15 protein-coding genes are annotated in these 15978 nt (G+C 66.2%); 12 read left to right on the top strand and 3 right to left on the bottom strand.

Annotated features, from left to right (window positions below; translation table 11 throughout):
• Positions 1-201: 201 nt before the first annotated feature.
• The 7 genes from rseP (at position 202) to lpxB (ending at position 8583) form a co-directional block, all read left to right on the top strand.
• Positions 202-1356, top strand: a complete 1155-nt coding sequence (rseP, locus tag LRX75_RS12710) for an RIP metalloprotease RseP (RefSeq protein WP_231814879.1) — start codon at positions 202-204, stop codon at positions 1354-1356.
• A gap of 233 nt (positions 1357-1589) precedes the next feature.
• Positions 1590-3932, top strand: coding sequence for an outer membrane protein assembly factor BamA (gene bamA / locus LRX75_RS12705; protein ID WP_231814877.1), 2343 nt, complete (start codon positions 1590-1592; stop codon positions 3930-3932).
• Positions 3933-3979: 47 nt separating this feature from the next.
• Positions 3980-5050 carry a UDP-3-O-(3-hydroxymyristoyl)glucosamine N-acyltransferase gene (lpxD, locus tag LRX75_RS12700; RefSeq protein WP_231814875.1) on the top strand — a complete coding sequence of 357 codons (1071 nt, stop codon included), beginning with the start codon at positions 3980-3982 and terminating at the stop codon, positions 5048-5050.
• 35 nt (positions 5051-5085) lie between these two features.
• Positions 5086-5544 carry a 3-hydroxyacyl-ACP dehydratase FabZ gene (gene fabZ / locus LRX75_RS12695; protein ID WP_231815032.1) on the top strand — a complete coding sequence of 153 codons (459 nt, stop codon included), beginning with the start codon at positions 5086-5088 and terminating at the stop codon, positions 5542-5544.
• Between the two features lies 1 nt (position 5545).
• Positions 5546-6358 carry an acyl-ACP--UDP-N-acetylglucosamine O-acyltransferase gene (lpxA, locus tag LRX75_RS12690; RefSeq protein ID WP_231814873.1) on the top strand — a complete coding sequence of 271 codons (813 nt, stop codon included), beginning with the start codon at positions 5546-5548 and terminating at the stop codon, positions 6356-6358.
• A gap of 5 nt (positions 6359-6363) precedes the next feature.
• Positions 6364-7263, top strand: a complete 900-nt coding sequence (locus tag LRX75_RS12685; protein ID WP_231814871.1) for an LpxI family protein — start codon at positions 6364-6366, stop codon at positions 7261-7263.
• Between the two features lie 93 nt (positions 7264-7356).
• Positions 7357-8583 (top strand): lipid-A-disaccharide synthase, encoded by a 1227-nt coding sequence (gene lpxB / locus LRX75_RS12680; protein ID WP_231814869.1) that lies wholly within the window; start codon positions 7357-7359, stop codon positions 8581-8583.
• An 87-nt stretch (positions 8584-8670) separates the two neighbouring features.
• On the opposite strand, the gene LRX75_RS12675 is transcribed toward lpxB, so the two are convergent.
• The gene (locus LRX75_RS12675; RefSeq protein ID WP_420851193.1) at positions 8671-9372 is read right to left on the bottom strand and encodes an HAD family hydrolase; all 702 of its coding nucleotides are present in this window, start codon (positions 9370-9372) and stop codon (positions 8671-8673) included.
• A gap of 231 nt (positions 9373-9603) precedes the next feature.
• On the opposite strand from LRX75_RS12675, the gene rpiA reads away from it, so the two are divergent.
• The 3 genes from rpiA (at position 9604) to gor (ending at position 12494) form a co-directional block, all read left to right on the top strand.
• The gene (gene rpiA / locus LRX75_RS12670) at positions 9604-10308 is read left to right on the top strand and encodes a ribose-5-phosphate isomerase RpiA (RefSeq protein ID WP_231814867.1); all 705 of its coding nucleotides are present in this window, start codon (positions 9604-9606) and stop codon (positions 10306-10308) included.
• Between the two features lie 68 nt (positions 10309-10376).
• Positions 10377-10934 (top strand): DUF2059 domain-containing protein, encoded by a 558-nt coding sequence (locus LRX75_RS12665; protein WP_113148565.1) that lies wholly within the window; start codon positions 10377-10379, stop codon positions 10932-10934.
• 171 nt (positions 10935-11105) lie between these two features.
• The gene (gene gor / locus LRX75_RS12660; RefSeq protein ID WP_231814865.1) at positions 11106-12494 is read left to right on the top strand and encodes a glutathione-disulfide reductase; all 1389 of its coding nucleotides are present in this window, start codon (positions 11106-11108) and stop codon (positions 12492-12494) included.
• Here gor and LRX75_RS12655 read toward each other — a convergent pair.
• Positions 12464-12706 (bottom strand): hypothetical protein, encoded by a 243-nt coding sequence (locus LRX75_RS12655; RefSeq protein WP_231814863.1) that lies wholly within the window; start codon positions 12704-12706, stop codon positions 12464-12466. The genes gor and LRX75_RS12655 overlap by 31 nt on opposite strands.
• A 168-nt stretch (positions 12707-12874) precedes the next feature.
• On the opposite strand from LRX75_RS12655, the gene LRX75_RS12650 reads away from it, so the two are divergent.
• Both LRX75_RS12650 and LRX75_RS12645 read left to right on the top strand, forming a co-directional pair.
• Positions 12875-13735, top strand: coding sequence for a LysR family transcriptional regulator (locus LRX75_RS12650; RefSeq protein ID WP_231814861.1), 861 nt, complete (start codon positions 12875-12877; stop codon positions 13733-13735).
• 178 nt (positions 13736-13913) lie between these two features.
• Positions 13914-15293, top strand: coding sequence for a class II 3-deoxy-7-phosphoheptulonate synthase (locus LRX75_RS12645; protein ID WP_113148569.1), 1380 nt, complete (start codon positions 13914-13916; stop codon positions 15291-15293).
• Positions 15294-15400: 107 nt separating this feature from the next.
• On the opposite strand, the gene LRX75_RS12640 is transcribed toward LRX75_RS12645, so the two are convergent.
• Positions 15401-15946: a DUF1003 domain-containing protein gene (locus LRX75_RS12640; RefSeq protein WP_231814859.1), complete on the bottom strand. Its 546-nt coding sequence runs from the start codon at positions 15944-15946 to the stop codon at positions 15401-15403.
• Positions 15947-15978 lie beyond the last annotated feature (32 nt).

The raw sequence follows: 15978 nt of genomic DNA, 5'->3' as shown, positions 1-15978 counted from the left end.
GGGGCAGCGGGACATCGGTTCTTCAAAAACGTGATTTCGCGGCCCGTATCGCATCGCATCCGCCGCCTCTATAAGACGGAGCCGCCGGGCCTCGTTCAAAGGGTGCGGGCGCGACAAGATTTCGACGACCAAGCCCGCCTTCGGCGACCAAGCCCGCCTTCGGCGACCAAGCCCGCCTCCGGCGACCTGACAAGGACGACAATGACCTACCTGGCCGATCTCCTTCATCTCTTCGTGGGCTATATCGTCCCGTTTCTCCTGGTCCTGACGCTGCTCGTTTTCGTGCATGAAATGGGCCATTACCTCGTCGGTCGCTGGTCGGGCATCAAGATCGTCGCCTTTTCCATCGGCTTCGGGCCCGAGCTCGTCGGCTTCAACGACCGGCGCGGCACGCGCTGGAAGTTCTGCGCCATTCCGCTCGGCGGCTACGTCAAGTTCTACGGCGACGAGGATGCGGCCAGCACGCCGGACTATCAGGCGCTCGAGGGTCTGTCGGCCGAGGAGCGCGGGCGGACCTTTCTGGGGGCCGCACTCTGGAAGCGCGCCGCGACGGTCGCGGCCGGGCCGATCGCCAATTTCCTTCTCGCCATCGTCATCTATGCGCTGCTGTTCTCTGCCTATGGCAAGCCGATCGCCGATCCCGTGGTCTCCGAGGTGAAGCCGGGCAGCGCGGCCGCCGAATCGGGCATCCGGCCGGGCGATCTGCTCGTCTCCATCGACGGCTCGGCCGTCACGACCTTCGACGACGTGCGCCGCTATGTCGGCGTGCGCCCGGAAATGCCCATCGTCGTGGAGATCCGCCGCGACGGGCAGCGTCTGGAGGTACCGATGGCGCCGAAGCGCACCGAGATCACCGACCAGTTCGGCAACAAGATGGAAATGGGCATCATCGGCATCCTGACGAACCAGGAGAGCGGCAATTTCCGCCTGCAGAGTTTCGGCCCGCTGGAAGCGATCGGGCAGGGCGCCCTTGAAAGCTGGCATATCGTCACCGGCACCTTCGCCTATATCGGCAATCTCGTGACTGGCCATATGAAGGCCGACCAGCTGGGCGGGCCGATCCGGGTGGCGCAGGCCTCCGGGCAGATGGCGACGCTCGGCGTTGCTGCCGTGCTGCAGCTTGCCGCCGTGCTTTCGGTCTCCATCGGTCTTCTCAACCTGATGCCGGTCCCGGTGCTCGATGGCGGCCACCTGATGTTCTACGCGATCGAGGCCATTCGCGGCCGTCCGCTCGGCCCCTCCGCCCAGGATATCGCCTTCCGCATCGGCTTTGCCATGGTGCTGATGCTGATGGTTTTCGCCACCTGGAACGATATTTCCTCGCTTGTCGGACGAATGAGCGGCGCGGTTGGCTAAAGGTTAAGGAAGAGGCGCTAAACAGGAGCAAGGCTTCTCTTCAAAGGTTTGATTAGAAACGATTTGTTTACGATAATTCTTGTCAGTAGTGGCCGTTCAGCCACGGTGGGAATTGAAGTAAACGGAAATTAACGTGCTACCTTGCTTGTATGAGAAAAGCGGGTAAAACGGCAGGCATGACCGGAGTCGGCACGCGTACGCCGCGGGACATTGGAAGAAGGTAAGATCAGAACATGAAGGCTGGTTCAAAGTTTTTGAACGCGGTGTCGGCGGTTGCGCTGTCTGCAGGGATTGTCGCATCGGGAACTGGCGTCGTCGTTCTTGCCAGTGCGTCTGTCGCTGAAGCTGCGACGATTCGTCGTATCGACGTTCGCGGCGCAACGCGCGTCAGCGCCGAGACGGTTCGCTCGAACATCACCATCGTTCCCGGCCGGGAGTTCACCAACAGCGACATCGACGCTTCGGTGAAGCGCCTGTACGCCACGGGTTATTTCTCCAATGTCAGCATCAACGTTTCCGGCGGCGCGCTGGTCGTGTCCGTCAGCGAGAACAACCTGATCAATCAGGTGGTCTTCAACGGCAACCGCAAGATTACCGACGAGAAGCTGGCCGCGGTCGTCAAGACCCGCTCGCTGGGCGCCTACAGCGAGGCGACCGCGCAGGCCGACGTCCAGTCGATCAAGGATGCCTATGCCGGCATCGGACGCAACGACGTGACCGTGACGGTCCAGACTGCGCCGATCGCGGAAGGGCGCATCAACGTCGCCTTCGTCGTCAATGAAGGTGAGCGCACCAAGATCCGCGCGATCAACTTCGTCGGCAACAATGCCTATAGCGACGGCCGCCTGCAGGGCGTCATCTCCACCAAGAAGTCCGGCATCCTGTCCTTCCTGAACCGGAAGGACGTCTACAATGCCGACAAGCTGCGCGCCGACGAGGAGCAGCTTCGCCAGTTCTATTACAACCGCGGCTATGCCGACTTCCGCGTCGTCAGCTCGGATGCCGTTCTCGACGAGACGTCGAACGAGTACACGGTGACCATCACGATCGAGGAAGGCGAACGCTACGACTTCGGTCCGGTCAATGTCGAATCGACCGTCGAAGGCATCAATGCCGAGGAACTGAAGGGTCTGGTCCAGAGCCGTCAGGGCACGATCTACAAGGCCAAGGACGTGCAGGAAACGATGTCGGAGATCTCCAAGCGCGTCGCCGCGCAGGGCTATCCCTTCGCCCGCGTCACGCCGCGCGGCAACCGCGACTTCGCGGGCCGCACGATCGCCGTCGACTACCTCGTCGATCAGGGCGAGCGCGCCTATATCGAACGCATCGAAATCCGCGGCAACACCCGCACGCGCGACTATGTCATCCGTCGCGAGTTCGACATGAGCGAAGGCGACGCCTTCAACCAGGAAATGATCGCGACGGCCAAGCGCCGCCTCGAAGCGCTCGGCTACTTCTCGACCGTCAACATCTCGACCCAGGCCGGCACCGCGTCCGACCGCGTGGTCGTCATCGTCGACGTGCAGGACCAGTCGACCGGTTCGTTCGGCATCGGCGCCGGCTACTCGGCCGGCAATGGCGGCGGCTTCCTGGTGGAAGCCTCGATCGAGGAAAAGAACTTCCTCGGCCGTGGCCAGTACATCCGCGTCGCGGCCGGTCGCGGCGAAGACAGCAAGACCTACAACGTCTCGTTCACCGAGCCCTACTTCCTCGGCTATCGCCTGGCAGCCGGCTTCGACGTCTTCAAGAACGAGAACGACTTCAACGACGACAACTACAGCTACGAGGATCAGGGCTTCAGCCTGCGCGTCACCGCGCCGATCACCGAGCGCCTGTCCTCGACGCTGCGCTACAACTACACGGAACTCGACTACCACGCATCCGACGACGAACTGGCCGACCTGTCGTCGCCCTATCGCCGCGTCGTGAACTTCTCGCCGTGGACGCGGTCGTCGATCTCCAACTCGTTCACCTACAATTCGCTCGACGACGCCCAGCTGCCGCATGAAGGCATTCTGGCGACGGCGACGCAGGAGTTCGCCGGTCTCGGCGGCACGTCCGACTTCTACAAGCTGACGGCCAAGGCCAAGTGGTACTACACCGTCAACGACGATGCCGACGTGATCGCGTCGCTGTCGGCCGGTGCGGGCCATGTGGTCGGTACGGGCGGCGAGATGGAAGTGTTCGACCAGTTCCAGATCGGCAGCAGCGAAATCCGCGGCTTCGAGCGGAACGGGATCGGTCCGCGCAGCCGCGAATACGGCGATGCTATCGGCGGCACGACCTACTTCACGGCTTCGGCCGAGGCGACGTTCCCGCTGCCGGGCGTTCCGCGCGATGCGGGCTTCCGTGGCGCCGTCTTCGCAGATGCCGGCACGCTCTACGGCAACGACGTCAGCACCCGCGCCAGCGACCGCATCGTCGGCACCGACGCCTCGCTGCGCGCCTCGCTCGGCGTTGGCCTCCTGTGGGCTTCGCCCTTCGGACCGCTGCGTGTCGACTACGCGGTTCCGATCGCCAAGGAAGATTACGACAAGGTGCAGAACATCAAGTTCGGTATTTCGTCGAATTTCTGATATCGGCAGTCCAGAACTGCATGCCAAACTGTTCTGGAGTCTGGCCCATGGATGCTAACTGGTTTTTCCCGCCGCATGACGGGCTCCGCCTGAGCGATCTGGCGGAGCGCATCGGCGCTTCGCTGCAGGACGAGACGGCCGGTGAGCGGATCGTCTCGTCGGTGGCGCCGACCTATCGGGCCGGCCCGCGCGACATCTGCTACATGCTGCAGCGGCGCTATCGTGACGAGTTCACGACGTCGCAGGCAGCGGCCGTGATCTGCAACGAGAGCGTCGCGTCCATCGTGCCGCCGCACATTCCCGTGTTGCTCGCCAAATATCCCCACACCGCCTTCGCGCTGGCCGGCGCCATCTTCCATCCCGAGGCGCTGCGTCCGATCCAGAATCTGGGCGGTCCGTCCGGCATCTCGCCGGCAGCCTTCGTGGATCCCACGGCACGGCTGGAGGACGGCATCGACATCGAGGCGACCGCTGTCATCGGGGCAGGGGTCGAGATCGGCTCGGGCACGCGCATCGCCGCCGGCGTCGTCATCGGCCCGGGCGTGCGGATCGGCCGCGACTGCACGATTGCGGCCGGCGCGACGATCCTCTGCTCGCTGATCGGCAACAATGTCATCATCCATCCCGGCGCCCGCATCGGGCAGGACGGTTTCGGCAATGCGCCGGGGCCGCGCGGCGGCATGATCAAGATCGTGCAGATCGGCCGCGTCATCCTGCAGGATCATGTGGAGATCGGGGCCAATACGACGATCGACCGCGGCGCCATGGACGATACGGTCATCGGCGAGGGCACCAAGATCGACAATCTCGTCCAGGTGGGACACAACGTGCGCATCGGGCGCCATTGCGGCATCGCGGCCAAGGTCGGCATTGCCGGCAGCACGCGCATCGGCGACGGCGTCATGATCGGCGGCGCGGCGGCCATCAACGGACATATCACGATCGGCGACCGCAGCCAGATCGGCGCGATGAGCGGCGTGGCCGCGGACGTGCCGGCCGGCGAGCGGTATGGCGGTATTCCCGCGCGCCCCATGCGCGACTTCCTGCGGGAAGCGGCCGAGATCGCGGCGCGGGCCAACCTAAGAAAGCGTAAGACGACGACGGGAGACAAGCAATGAGCGACACCCCAACGGGCGACACCCAGACTGCCGATATGGGGGCAACCGTTCTCGGCACCGCCGACATCCGCGAGATCATGAAGCTCTTGCCCCACCGCTATCCGTTTCTGCTGGTCGACAAGATCATCGAGATCGACAGCGACAATTCGGCGATCGGCATCAAGAACGTCACGGCCAACGAGCCGCATTTCACGGGGCATTTTCCCGACCAGCCGATCATGCCGGGGGTCCTCCTGATCGAGGGCATGGCCCAGACGGCGGGTGCGATCTGTGCGCGCAAGACGGCGACGGGCAGCAATCTCGTCTACTTCATGACGATCGACAATGCGCGTTTCCGCAAGCCCGTGGTGCCGGGCGACCGGGTCGAGTATCATGTGGTCAAGCAGAAGCAGCGCGGCAGTATCTGGAAGTTTCATTGCGACGCCAAAGTCGACGGGCACCTCGTCGCGGAAGCGGATATCGGCGCGATGATCATCAGCAAGGACGAAGCCTGACATGATTGCCGCGAGCGCCAAGGTTCATCCGTCCGCCGTCATCGAGGACGGGGCCGTCATCGGCGAGAACGTCACCATCGGCCCGTTCTGCCATGTCGGCGGGCAGGTGGCGCTTGCCGACGATGTCGTGCTGATGAGCCATGTGGTGGTGATCGGCCGCACCAGCGTCGGCCGGGGAACGCGGATCTTCCCGTCCGCCGTGATCGGCGGCGATTCGCAGAGCGTGCACCACAGCGCGGTCGATACCCGGCTCGTGATCGGCGAGAACTGCACGATCCGCGAGGGCGTGACCATGAACACGGGCACCGTGGAGCATGGCGGCCTGACCTCCGTCGGCGACAACAACCTGTTTCTCGCCTATGCGCATGTGGCGCATGACTGCCGCCTCGGCAACAACATCATCCTGTCGAACAATGTGATGCTCGCCGGCCATGTCGTGGTCGAGGACCGGGCGATTCTCGGTGGCGGCTCGGCCGTGCACCAGTTTACGCGCGTCGGCCGGCAGGCTTTCGTCGGCGGTCTTTCCGCCGTCAGCTACGACGTCATTCCCTATGGCATGCTGAACGGCAATCCGGGCATTCTCTCCGGGCTCAACGTCGTCGGCATGTCGCGTGCGGGCCATGACAAGGCGGTCATCCATCAGGTGCGCCGCGCCTATAAGGCGATCTTCGAGGGCACGGGCTCGGTTCGGGCCAATGCGGCCGCGATCCGCGAGGATTATCTCGACTGCGCGCCGGTCATGGAGATCCTCGACTTCATCGGCGCAGACAGCGACCGCGCGCTCTCGTCCCCCACCCGGGGAAAGAAGGGCTGAGCGCCGTGCCGGGCGCGCCCCCGCAAAGCCCGGACTCGCCTGGAGATCGCAAGGGACGAGGCCGTCTGGCGATCATCGCCGGCGGCGGCGGCCTGCCGCATCATGTGGCGGCGGCCGCGCGGGCACACGGGGAAAATCCCTATATCATCGCGCTGACGGGCGAGGCCGGCGACGGCTGGGACGGCTATGACCGCCGCACGCTCGGCATCGGCAATTTCCGCGACATCAGTGCGACGTTTCGAACCGAAGGCATCGACCGGGTCGTGCTGTCCGGCGGCGTGCAGCGCCGGCCGGAATGGCGGGACATCCGACCGACGCTGAAGACGCTCTCGCGCGTGCCGGCGGTGCTGAAAACGCTGATTTCGGGCGGCGACGATGCCGTTCTGAAGATGGCGATCGCGCTCATCGAGGCGAGCGGCGCCCGCGTCATCGGCGTGCAGGAGATCGTGCCGGACCTTCTGGCCGAGATCGGGCGGATCGGGCGGATCGCGCCCGACGACGACGACCTGCGGGATATCGCTGCGGCAACGGCGGCGGCCAACGCGCTGGGCGCGCTCGATGTCGGGCAGGGCGCCATCGCGGTCGGCGGGCGCGTCGTGGCGCTGGAAGGCCCCGAGGGCACCGACGCCATGCTCGCGCGCGTGGCGGGGCTGCGCCGCGACGGACGGATCTCGCAGCGCCGCCGCGGCGTGCTGGTCAAGCTCTGCAAGCCGCAACAGGACCTGCGTGCCGATCTGCCCTCGATCGGGCCTTCGACGGTGGAGAGCGCCCTGGCGGCCGGCCTTGCCGGCATTGCCGTGGAGGCGGGCCGGGCGCTGATTCTGGAGCGGGCGGCCACCATCGAGCGGGCCGATCGTTCCGGCCTATTCGTGACCGGGCTCGATCGCGCCCGGCCGGTTTCCTGAATTTGCGGACGGCATTGCCGGTTTCCGGCGGATGATGACACTGTGATGCAAGGCGGACGGGCGGCCGTTCCGCGGGATCGTTAGGGAGCGTGCATGCGGAGAGAGAACGGGCAGGGTCCGATCAAGGTTGCGGTCATCGCCGGCGAGGTTTCGGGGGATCTGCTCGGCGCAGACCTGATCCGGGCGCTGAAGGACCGTGTCGGGTCCGTGTCGCTCGTGGGCGTCGGTGGCGAGGAACTGGAGGCGCAGGGGCTGGTGTCGCTGTTCGACTATTCCGAACTGTCGATCATGGGCCTTTCGCAGGTGCTCGCCCGGCTGCCGAAGCTGCTGCTGCGCATCCGCCAGACGGCGCGGGCGATCGTCGCCGCCAAGCCCGACGTGCTGGTGATCATCGACAGCCCGGATTTCACGCACCGCGTGGCCAGGCTGGTGCGAGCGTCGCTGCCCGACCTGCCGATCGTCGATTACGTCTGCCCGAGCGTCTGGGCGTGGAAGCCGGAGCGGGCGCTGCGGATGCGGCCCTATGTCGATCATGTGCTTGCCGTCCTGCCGTTCGAGCCGGAGGCGATGGAAACGCTGGGCGGGCCGCCGACGACCTATGTCGGGCACCGGCTGGCGTCCGACACGGATGTGCTGGCGGTGCGCGCGGCGCAGTGGTCGCGGGGCGAGGCGCGCAGCAAAGCGCTTGAGGCGCGCGGGGTGAAGGTTGAAGGCGAAGATGCGCCGCGGACATGCCTTATCCTTCCCGGTTCGCGCGGCTCGGAAATCACGCGGCTGCTGCCGGTGTTCCGCGAGGCGGTCGAGATTCTGGCGCGGCGTTCGCCCGCGTTCCGCTTCGTGTTGCCGACCGTGCCGCGACAGGCGGAAAACGTGCGGGCGCTGGTGCGCGACTGGCCGGTCGCCGTCGAGGTGGTGGTGGGGACGCCGGCGAAGTGGCAGGCGTTTGCCGAGGCCGATGTCGCCATGGCGGCCTCCGGCACCGTCATCCTCGAGCTCGGTCTCTGCAGCATTCCCGTCGTGTCGACCTACAAGGCGGACTGGCTGATCCGGATGATGCACAAGCGTATCCGCATCTGGACGGCCAACCTGCCGAACCTGATCGCCGACTATGTGATCGTGCCCGAATATTTCAACGAATCGATCCGGCCCGGCGCGCTCGCCCGCTGGATGGAGCGGCTTTCGCACGATACGCCGGAGCGTCGTGCGATGATCGGCGGCTTCGATACGATGTGGGACATCATGCGCACGGACGTGCCGCCGGGCGAGCGGGCGGCCGAGATCGTGCTCGCGACGATGGCGGCGAAGGCTGCGCGCGGCTAGGGCTGGCGGGAAGGTCTTCGTTCTCTCGGCAAGAAGGCCTGTCCTCCGGATGACGGGATGTCTGGACCGGGGGCGGGGGTGTGCGCCTCAGGCCCTGCCCGCCAGAAGGCGCTCGACGAGGTCGGGGGTCAGTTCGGTGAAATGGGGGATGACGACGGTCGGGTCGAGGGTTTCCACGGCGACGTCGGAATAGCCGAAGGGAACGGCGATGGAGGGGATGGCGGCGTTCTGGGCGACGAGAATGTCGTTGCGGCTGTCGCCGATCATCACCGCGCGCGCGGGCGTGCCGCCGGCAAGGCGGATGGTGGCGAGCAGATGCTCGGCATGGGGCTTGCGCACGTCAAACGTGTCGCCGCCGGTGATGGCCGCGAAGCGGGCGGTGAGGCCGAGGGTTTCGAGCAGCGTCCGTGCGAGCATTTCCAGCTTGTTGGTGCAGACGGCCAGACGGTAGCCGGCGTCCGACAGCCGGTCCATGGCCTCGAGCACGCCGGGGTAAGGCGTGGAGGCGCCGGGCATCGTGGCGTGGTAATGCGCGACGAATTCCTTCATCTGCCAGGCGAGATCGTCCGCGCTCAACGGCTTGCCGCGCAGCTTGAACGTCCGCTCGATCATGGCCTGCGCGCCGTGGCCGACGAGATGGGTCAGGTCGTCATAGCCGACCGGGGCGAGGCCTGCCTGCGTGACCGCATGATTGAGGCTTGCCACGAGATCCGGCGCGGTATCGACCAGCGTGCCGTCGAGGTCGAAGACGATGGTGGCGGGGGCCAGGGAGCTGGATGAGGAAGACATGGGCGCGGCCTTTGCGGGTCTGGAGTCCGGGTCTGGTGTTTGCCTGCCGGGGTAAGCGACCGCCGGCCGAAATGCAATCTGTCTCGGTCTGACGGCACCCGGCCGGGCGCTCGATGCGGTCCCTTCGGCCGGGTGTTCGCGCCGGGGGCTTTCCTCTGTCGCATGGGCCGTGTAAACCTCCGGGCGGCCGGGCCCTGCCCGGACCACGGGTTCAACGGGAGACAGCGGCGCATGGATGCCCGCCAGATGAAGATCAAGGCCGCCGAGGCGGCGCTCGCGCATGTCGAGGACGGCATGCGGCTCGGGATCGGCACCGGCTCGACGGCCGAAGAGTTCATTCGCCTGCTGGCCGAGAAGGTCGCGGACGGTTTTTGCATCGAGGGTGTTCCGACATCCGAGCGCACGGCGCGGCTGTGCCTCGACCTCGGCATTCCCCTGCGCTCGCTGGACGAGCTGCCGGAACTGGACCTGACGATCGACGGCGCGGACGAGGTGGATCCCGACCTCAACCTCATCAAGGGCGGCGGCGGGGCGCTCCTGCGGGAGAAGATCGTGGCCTCCTCCTCGGCGCGGATGATCGTCATTGCCGACGAGAGCAAGGTCGTGGACACGCTCGGCGCCTTCAAGCTGCCGATCGAGATCAACCCTTTCGGGCAGAAGGCGACGCTGATCGCCATCGAGAAAACCGCCGCGCGGCTGGGGCTTTCGGGCGCGCTTACGCTGCGCAGTTCCGGCGACGGGCTGTTCGAGACGGACGGTGGACATCTGATCGTCGATGCATCTTTTGGCCGCATTCCTGATGCAGATGCGCTGGCGCGCGAGCTGAACGGACTTCCGGGCGTGGTCGAGCACGGCCTCTTCATCGGCATGGCTTCTCTGGCGATCATCGCCGGCGAGGCGGGTGCCCGGGTGATGACGAGCGCACGATCGGCCTGATCCCCATTCCCCTTTACCGGACGCGTCGAACCGGCGCGACGCCCAAGAACACACAGGAGCTTTTTCGCATGAACAGATTTGCAGGCCGGGTCCGCGTCGTGACCGCCTTCGTTCTTCTCGCCACCACGGCACCGGCCGCTTTCGCGCAGGATGTGACAGAAGACCACCTGAAGGCCGCGCGCGCCGCCATTTCCGCCATCGGCGCCACCGACAATTTCGACAATATCCTGCCGAACCTCGCCGAGCGCCTGAAGGCCAACCTGATCCAGTCTTCGCCGAACTATCAGGACCTGATCTCCTCCACGATCGACACCAAGGCGCTGGAACTGGCCGGCCGCCGCGCCGATCTGGAGCGGGAAGCCGCGACCATCTATGCCAAGACCTTTACCGTCGAGCAGCTGAACGCGATCAGCGCCTTCTACCAGTCGGAAGCCGGCAAGAAGCTCCTGAACGACGGTCCGATCGCTTCGCGGGAGATGCTGAAGGCGGCCGATATCTGGGCGGCTGGCGTTTCGCGCGACCTGAATGCGGAAGCCACCAAGGCGCTGCAGGCCACGCTCGCCCCGCCGGCCGACGCTGCCGCCGGCCAGGCTCCGGCCGCACCGGCTCCGGCCCCTGCGCCCTGAGGCTTGCCGCCCGATCGTCGCGACGACGTCTTCGAGCCCTCCGGACCGTCCGGGGGGCTTTTCTTTTGTCAGCCCGGCGCACTATATCAAGGCCATGCCAACGGGCAGCGCCGGACGTGACCGCGCCGCGCCCCCGCGCATGTGCAGTCTTCTCGGTCCCCGGAGCCTTCCATGACATCTTACGATTATGATCTCTTCGTCATCGGCGGCGGGTCCGGCGGGGTGCGCAGCGGTCGCGTCGCGGCATCGCTCGGCAAGAAGGTCGCGATCGCCGAGGAGTTCCGTTACGGCGGCACCTGCGTCATTCGTGGCTGCGTGCCGAAGAAGCTCTACGTCTACGCCTCGGCCTTCTCGACCGATTTCAAGGATGCCGAAGGCTTCGGCTGGACGGTCGGGGAGACATCCTTCGACTGGCACAAGCTGGTGGCGGCCAAGGACGCCGAGATCACCCGTCTGGAAGGGCTCTACCAGAAGGGCCTTGCCAATGCCGGCGCCGACATTTTTCACACGCGGGCGGAGCTGGTGGGGCCGAACAGCGTCAAGCTGGTCTCGACGGGCCGGATCGTGACTGCGGAGCGGATCGTGATCGCCGTGGGCGGCCGTCCGGCGCCGCATACGGCGCTGCCGGGCCATGAGCTGACGATGACCTCCAACGAGGTGTTCGACCTGCCCGAGCTGCCGAAATCCATCCTGATCGCCGGCGGCGGCTATATCGCCGTGGAGTTCGCCAACATCCTGCACGGGCTCGGCGTCGAAACGACGCTGATCTATCGCGGCGGGCAGATCCTGTCGCGGTTCGACAAGGACATGCGCGAAGGGCTGCAGACGGCGATGACCGAGAAGGGCATCCGTATCCTCTGCGAGGACATCATCGAAACCATTTCGGATGCCGAGGGCGGCGGGCGGCTGGTGACGACGCTGAAGGGCGAGATCCTGACGGTGGATCAGGTGATGCTGGCGCTCGGCCGCGTGCCCAACACGGAAGGCCTCGGACTGGAGGCCGCGGGCGTGAAGACAGACCAACAGGGGGCGATCATCGTGGACGCGTTCTCGCGCACCAGCGCGCCCGGCGTCTATGCGCTGGGGGATGTGACCAACCGCGTGCAGCTGACGCCGGTCGCCATCCACGAGGCCATGTGCTTCATCGAGACCGAATACAAGGGCAACCCGACATCGCCCGATCACGATCTGATCGCCACCGCCGTGTTCTCCCAGCCGGAGCTCGGCACCGTCGGCCTCACGGAGGACGAGGCGGCGCGCACGCTGGCGGAGGTCGAGATCTACCGGACCGCGTTCCGGCCGATGCGCGCGACACTGTCGGGCCGCTCCGAAAAGACGATCATGAAGCTGGTCGTGGATGCGCAGACGCGCAAGGTGGTCGGCGCGCATATTCTCGGCCCGAGCGCCGGCGAGATGGCGCAGCTTCTGGGCGTCTCGCTGAAGGCGGGTGTCACCAAGGACGATTTCGACCGGACGATGGCGGTGCATCCCACCGCGGCGGAAGAGCTGGTGACGATGTATGCGCCGAGCTACCGGCTGCGCAACGGCGAGCGGGTGTAGAGGCCGACCGGCCTTGGCCGGCGCGCCGGTTTCGATGCCGGGGACGGGGCGCGCTGCCGGGTCAGTGCGGCGAGAAGCGGCACGAGCCAGCGCAGGCCGTCCCAGGCGGGGTCCTCAAGCGGATCGGCGAAGGCGTCGGTCTTTCCAGGTCTGCCGTGGGGCCGGGTGTTGCTGGGACCTGTCAGCGGGTGGATCAGAAGCTGGTCGCGCATGGGGCTCTCCTTGGTCACAGGGTCTGATCGGGAGATAGCCATCTGCCGCGCGGGATCGTAGACGCAGGAATGAAAGGGGCGTTTCATTCCTGCGGGTGAGGCCGAGTCGCGCCATGATGCTATAAGGGGCAGGCGCGCGAGGCGGGACGCCGGCAACGGGGACCATGGATGGACGAGACGGCCTGGGACGACCTTCAACTCTTCCTGCATGTGGCGATGGCGGGTGGCCTCAGCGCCGCAGCGGCGCGCACGGGCCTCAGCGCGCCGACGATCGGGCGGCGGATGCTGGCGCTGGAAAAGTCGCTCGGCCGGTCGCTGTTCGAGCGCAGCCAGCAGGGCTACCGGCTCGCGCATGACGGCGAGATCCTGCTCGACCATGTGCGCGCCATGCAGGCGGCAGCCGGTGGCATCGCCGGCTGGCGGTTCGAGTTTCCGATCGTGACGCTCGCCGGCGACAGCTGGATGGCCGGGTTCATGGCCGACCATATCGATGTGCTGCGGGCACCGTCGGATCGTTTCCGGCTCTGCTGCCGGGGCACGACAGAGGCGCTGGCCTTTCGCGGCGTGGATGTGAGCCTGCTTCCAAACGCGCCGGTTGGCGGCAATGTCGCGGCCCTGCGGTCGATCGGCATGCGCTACGCCGTCTATGCCGCGCGGCAGGCGCCGGTGGAGACGACGGCGCGATGGATTTCGATGTCCACGGATACGGCGCGGCTGGCGCCGGAGCGCTGGGTGTTCGAAAACCACGAGGCCGAGATCCACACCTGGACGACGAGCTTCGACCTTCTCCACCGGCTGGTGCGCAACGGGGCGGGGCGCAGCCTGTTGCCGGTCTTTGTCGGGGACGCCGACCCAGGGCTCGAGCGGATCGGCGAACCCGTCGCAGCGCTCGATCATGCGCTCCATATCGTCAGCCACGACGACGAGCGGCACCGGCCCGAGGTGCGGCTGGTGATCGGGCGGCTGGCGGCGCTGCTCAAAGCCACGGCAGGCCTGTTTTCCGGGCACGGTGCGATGGCGCCCGCCTGAGCGGCACAGGTCTTGCCAAGGCCGGACCAGGGCCCGGGCGACCGCGTCCGACGGCGGCGGCGACGGGCTTTGCAAGTGGCATCTTAACGTCTATAAGCCCGCATCGAAGAGGGCGCCGGAGGAGGCGCCCATGCGACGAGGCCCGCCGGACGAGGCGGGATCGTGAAAGGCGATCGAGATGGCACAGAACTGGACACCGACCAGCTGGCGGCAGAAGCCGATCAGCCAGGTTCCCGACTTCCCGGATGCAGCCGCCCTGGCGGCAACGGAGGCGCAGCTTGCGACCTATCCGCCGCTGGTCTTTGCCGGCGAGGCGCGCAACCTGAAGAAGGCGCTTGCCAATGTGTCGGAAGGCCGCGGCTTCCTGTTGCAGGGCGGCGACTGCGCGGAAAGCTTCGCCGAGCACGGCGCGGACACGATCCGCGACTTCTTCCGCGCCTTCCTGCAGATGGCCGTGGTGCTGACGTTCGGCGCCCAGCAGCCGGTCGTCAAGGTCGGCCGCATTGCCGGCCAGTTCGCCAAGCCCCGCTCGTCCAACGTCGAGCGACAGGGCGATATCGAACTGGCCAGCTATCGCGGCGACATCATCAACGGCATCGATTTCACGCCTGAGTCGCGCATTCCGAACCCGGAACGCCAGATCATGGCCTACCGCCAGTCGGCCGCGACGCTGAACCTGCTGCGCGCTTTCGCGATGGGCGGCTATGCCAATCTCGACAATGTGCACCAGTGGATGCTCGGCTTCGTCAAGGACAGCCCGCAGGCCGAGCGCTACCGCAAGCTCGCCGACCGGATTTCCGAAACGATGGACTTCATGAAGGCCATCGGCATCACACCGGAGACCAACCCGTCGCTGCGCGAGACCGATTTCTTCACCAGCCACGAGGCGCTGCTGCTCGGCTACGAGCAGGCACTGACCCGCGTCGATTCGACCTCGGGCGACTGGTATGCGACCTCGGGCCACATGATCTGGATCGGCGACCGCACGCGCCAGCCGGACCATGCGCATGTCGAATACTGCCGCGGCATCAAGAACCCGATCGGGCTGAAGTGCGGCCCGTCGATGACGGCCGACGGGCTGATCGAGCTGATCAACATTCTCAACCCGGCGAACGAGGCGGGCCGTCTGACGCTGATCTGCCGCTTCGGCCACGACAAGGTCGCCGAGCACCTGCCGCGCCTCATCCGCGCCGTGCAGCGGGAAGGCAAGAAGGTCGTCTGGTCCTGCGATCCGATGCATGGCAACACGATCACGCTCAACAGCTACAAGACGCGGCCGTTCGAGCGGATCCTGAGCGAGGTGGAGAGCTTCTTCCAGATCCATCGCGCCGAAGGCACGCATCCGGGTGGCATCCACATCGAGATGACCGGCAACGACGTGACGGAATGCACGGGCGGCGCCCGCGCGCTTTCAGGCGCCGATCTCGGCGACCGCTACCACACGCATTGCGACCCGCGTCTCAACGCCGACCAGGCGCTGGAACTGGCCTTCCTGCTCGCCGAGCGGATGAAGGGCGGACGCGACGAGAAGCGGATGCTGGTCAACGGCTGGGCATAAGCCGCCGTCGCACCACGGGTGACACCGACAAGGGCCGGAGAGCGATCTTCGGCCCTTTTTCTGTCCGCGGCTCCGGCGGATCGCGCGGCGCCTCGGGTGGGCGCGGTTCAGCGCCGCGTGTTCTCATAGGCTTCGAGACGGTCGTGGAGGCGGGCGATATTGGCCTGCAGCGTGGCGATCTCCTTGAGGAGGACGTCGTCGATCTTGTGGTGCAGGGAGATCAGTTCGATTTCCGACTTGAGGTTCACCTCGTAGTCCTTCGACGCGTTCAACCGGTCCTTGGCGGCCTCCCGGTTCTGCGACATCATGATGACCGGCGCCTGCAGGGCGGCGACCATGGAGAGGACGAGATTGAGGAAGATGAAGGGGTAGGGATCGAAGGCTTGGCTCTGGGTGAGGAGCACGGTGTTGACCAGCGCCCAGGCGGCGAGGAAGACGAGAAAGCTGATGATGAAGGCCCAGGAGCCGCCGACGCGGGCGATCTGGTCGGCGAGGCGGTCGCCAAAGCTCTGGCTGGCGACGAAGCTGGCATTGACGTCCTCCGACAGCGTCTGGCGCGCATGCGCTCGCCCGATCACGCGGCGCTCCACCGCACCGAGGGCGGCCGCCGGCTTGTTGAACAGGCGATGCGAGATATCTTCGATGGTGGACATGCGGGCTCCGGGGTCCTGAGACGGTCTGTGAG

Origin of the sequence: Rhizobium quercicola (genome assembly GCF_021168455.1) — a bacterium.
GTDB classification, from domain to species: Bacteria; Pseudomonadota; Alphaproteobacteria; order Rhizobiales; family Rhizobiaceae; genus Ferranicluibacter; species Ferranicluibacter quercicola.
Note: the sequence above shows the minus strand (reverse complement) of the source record. Positions and strands in the feature narration are given on the sequence as shown.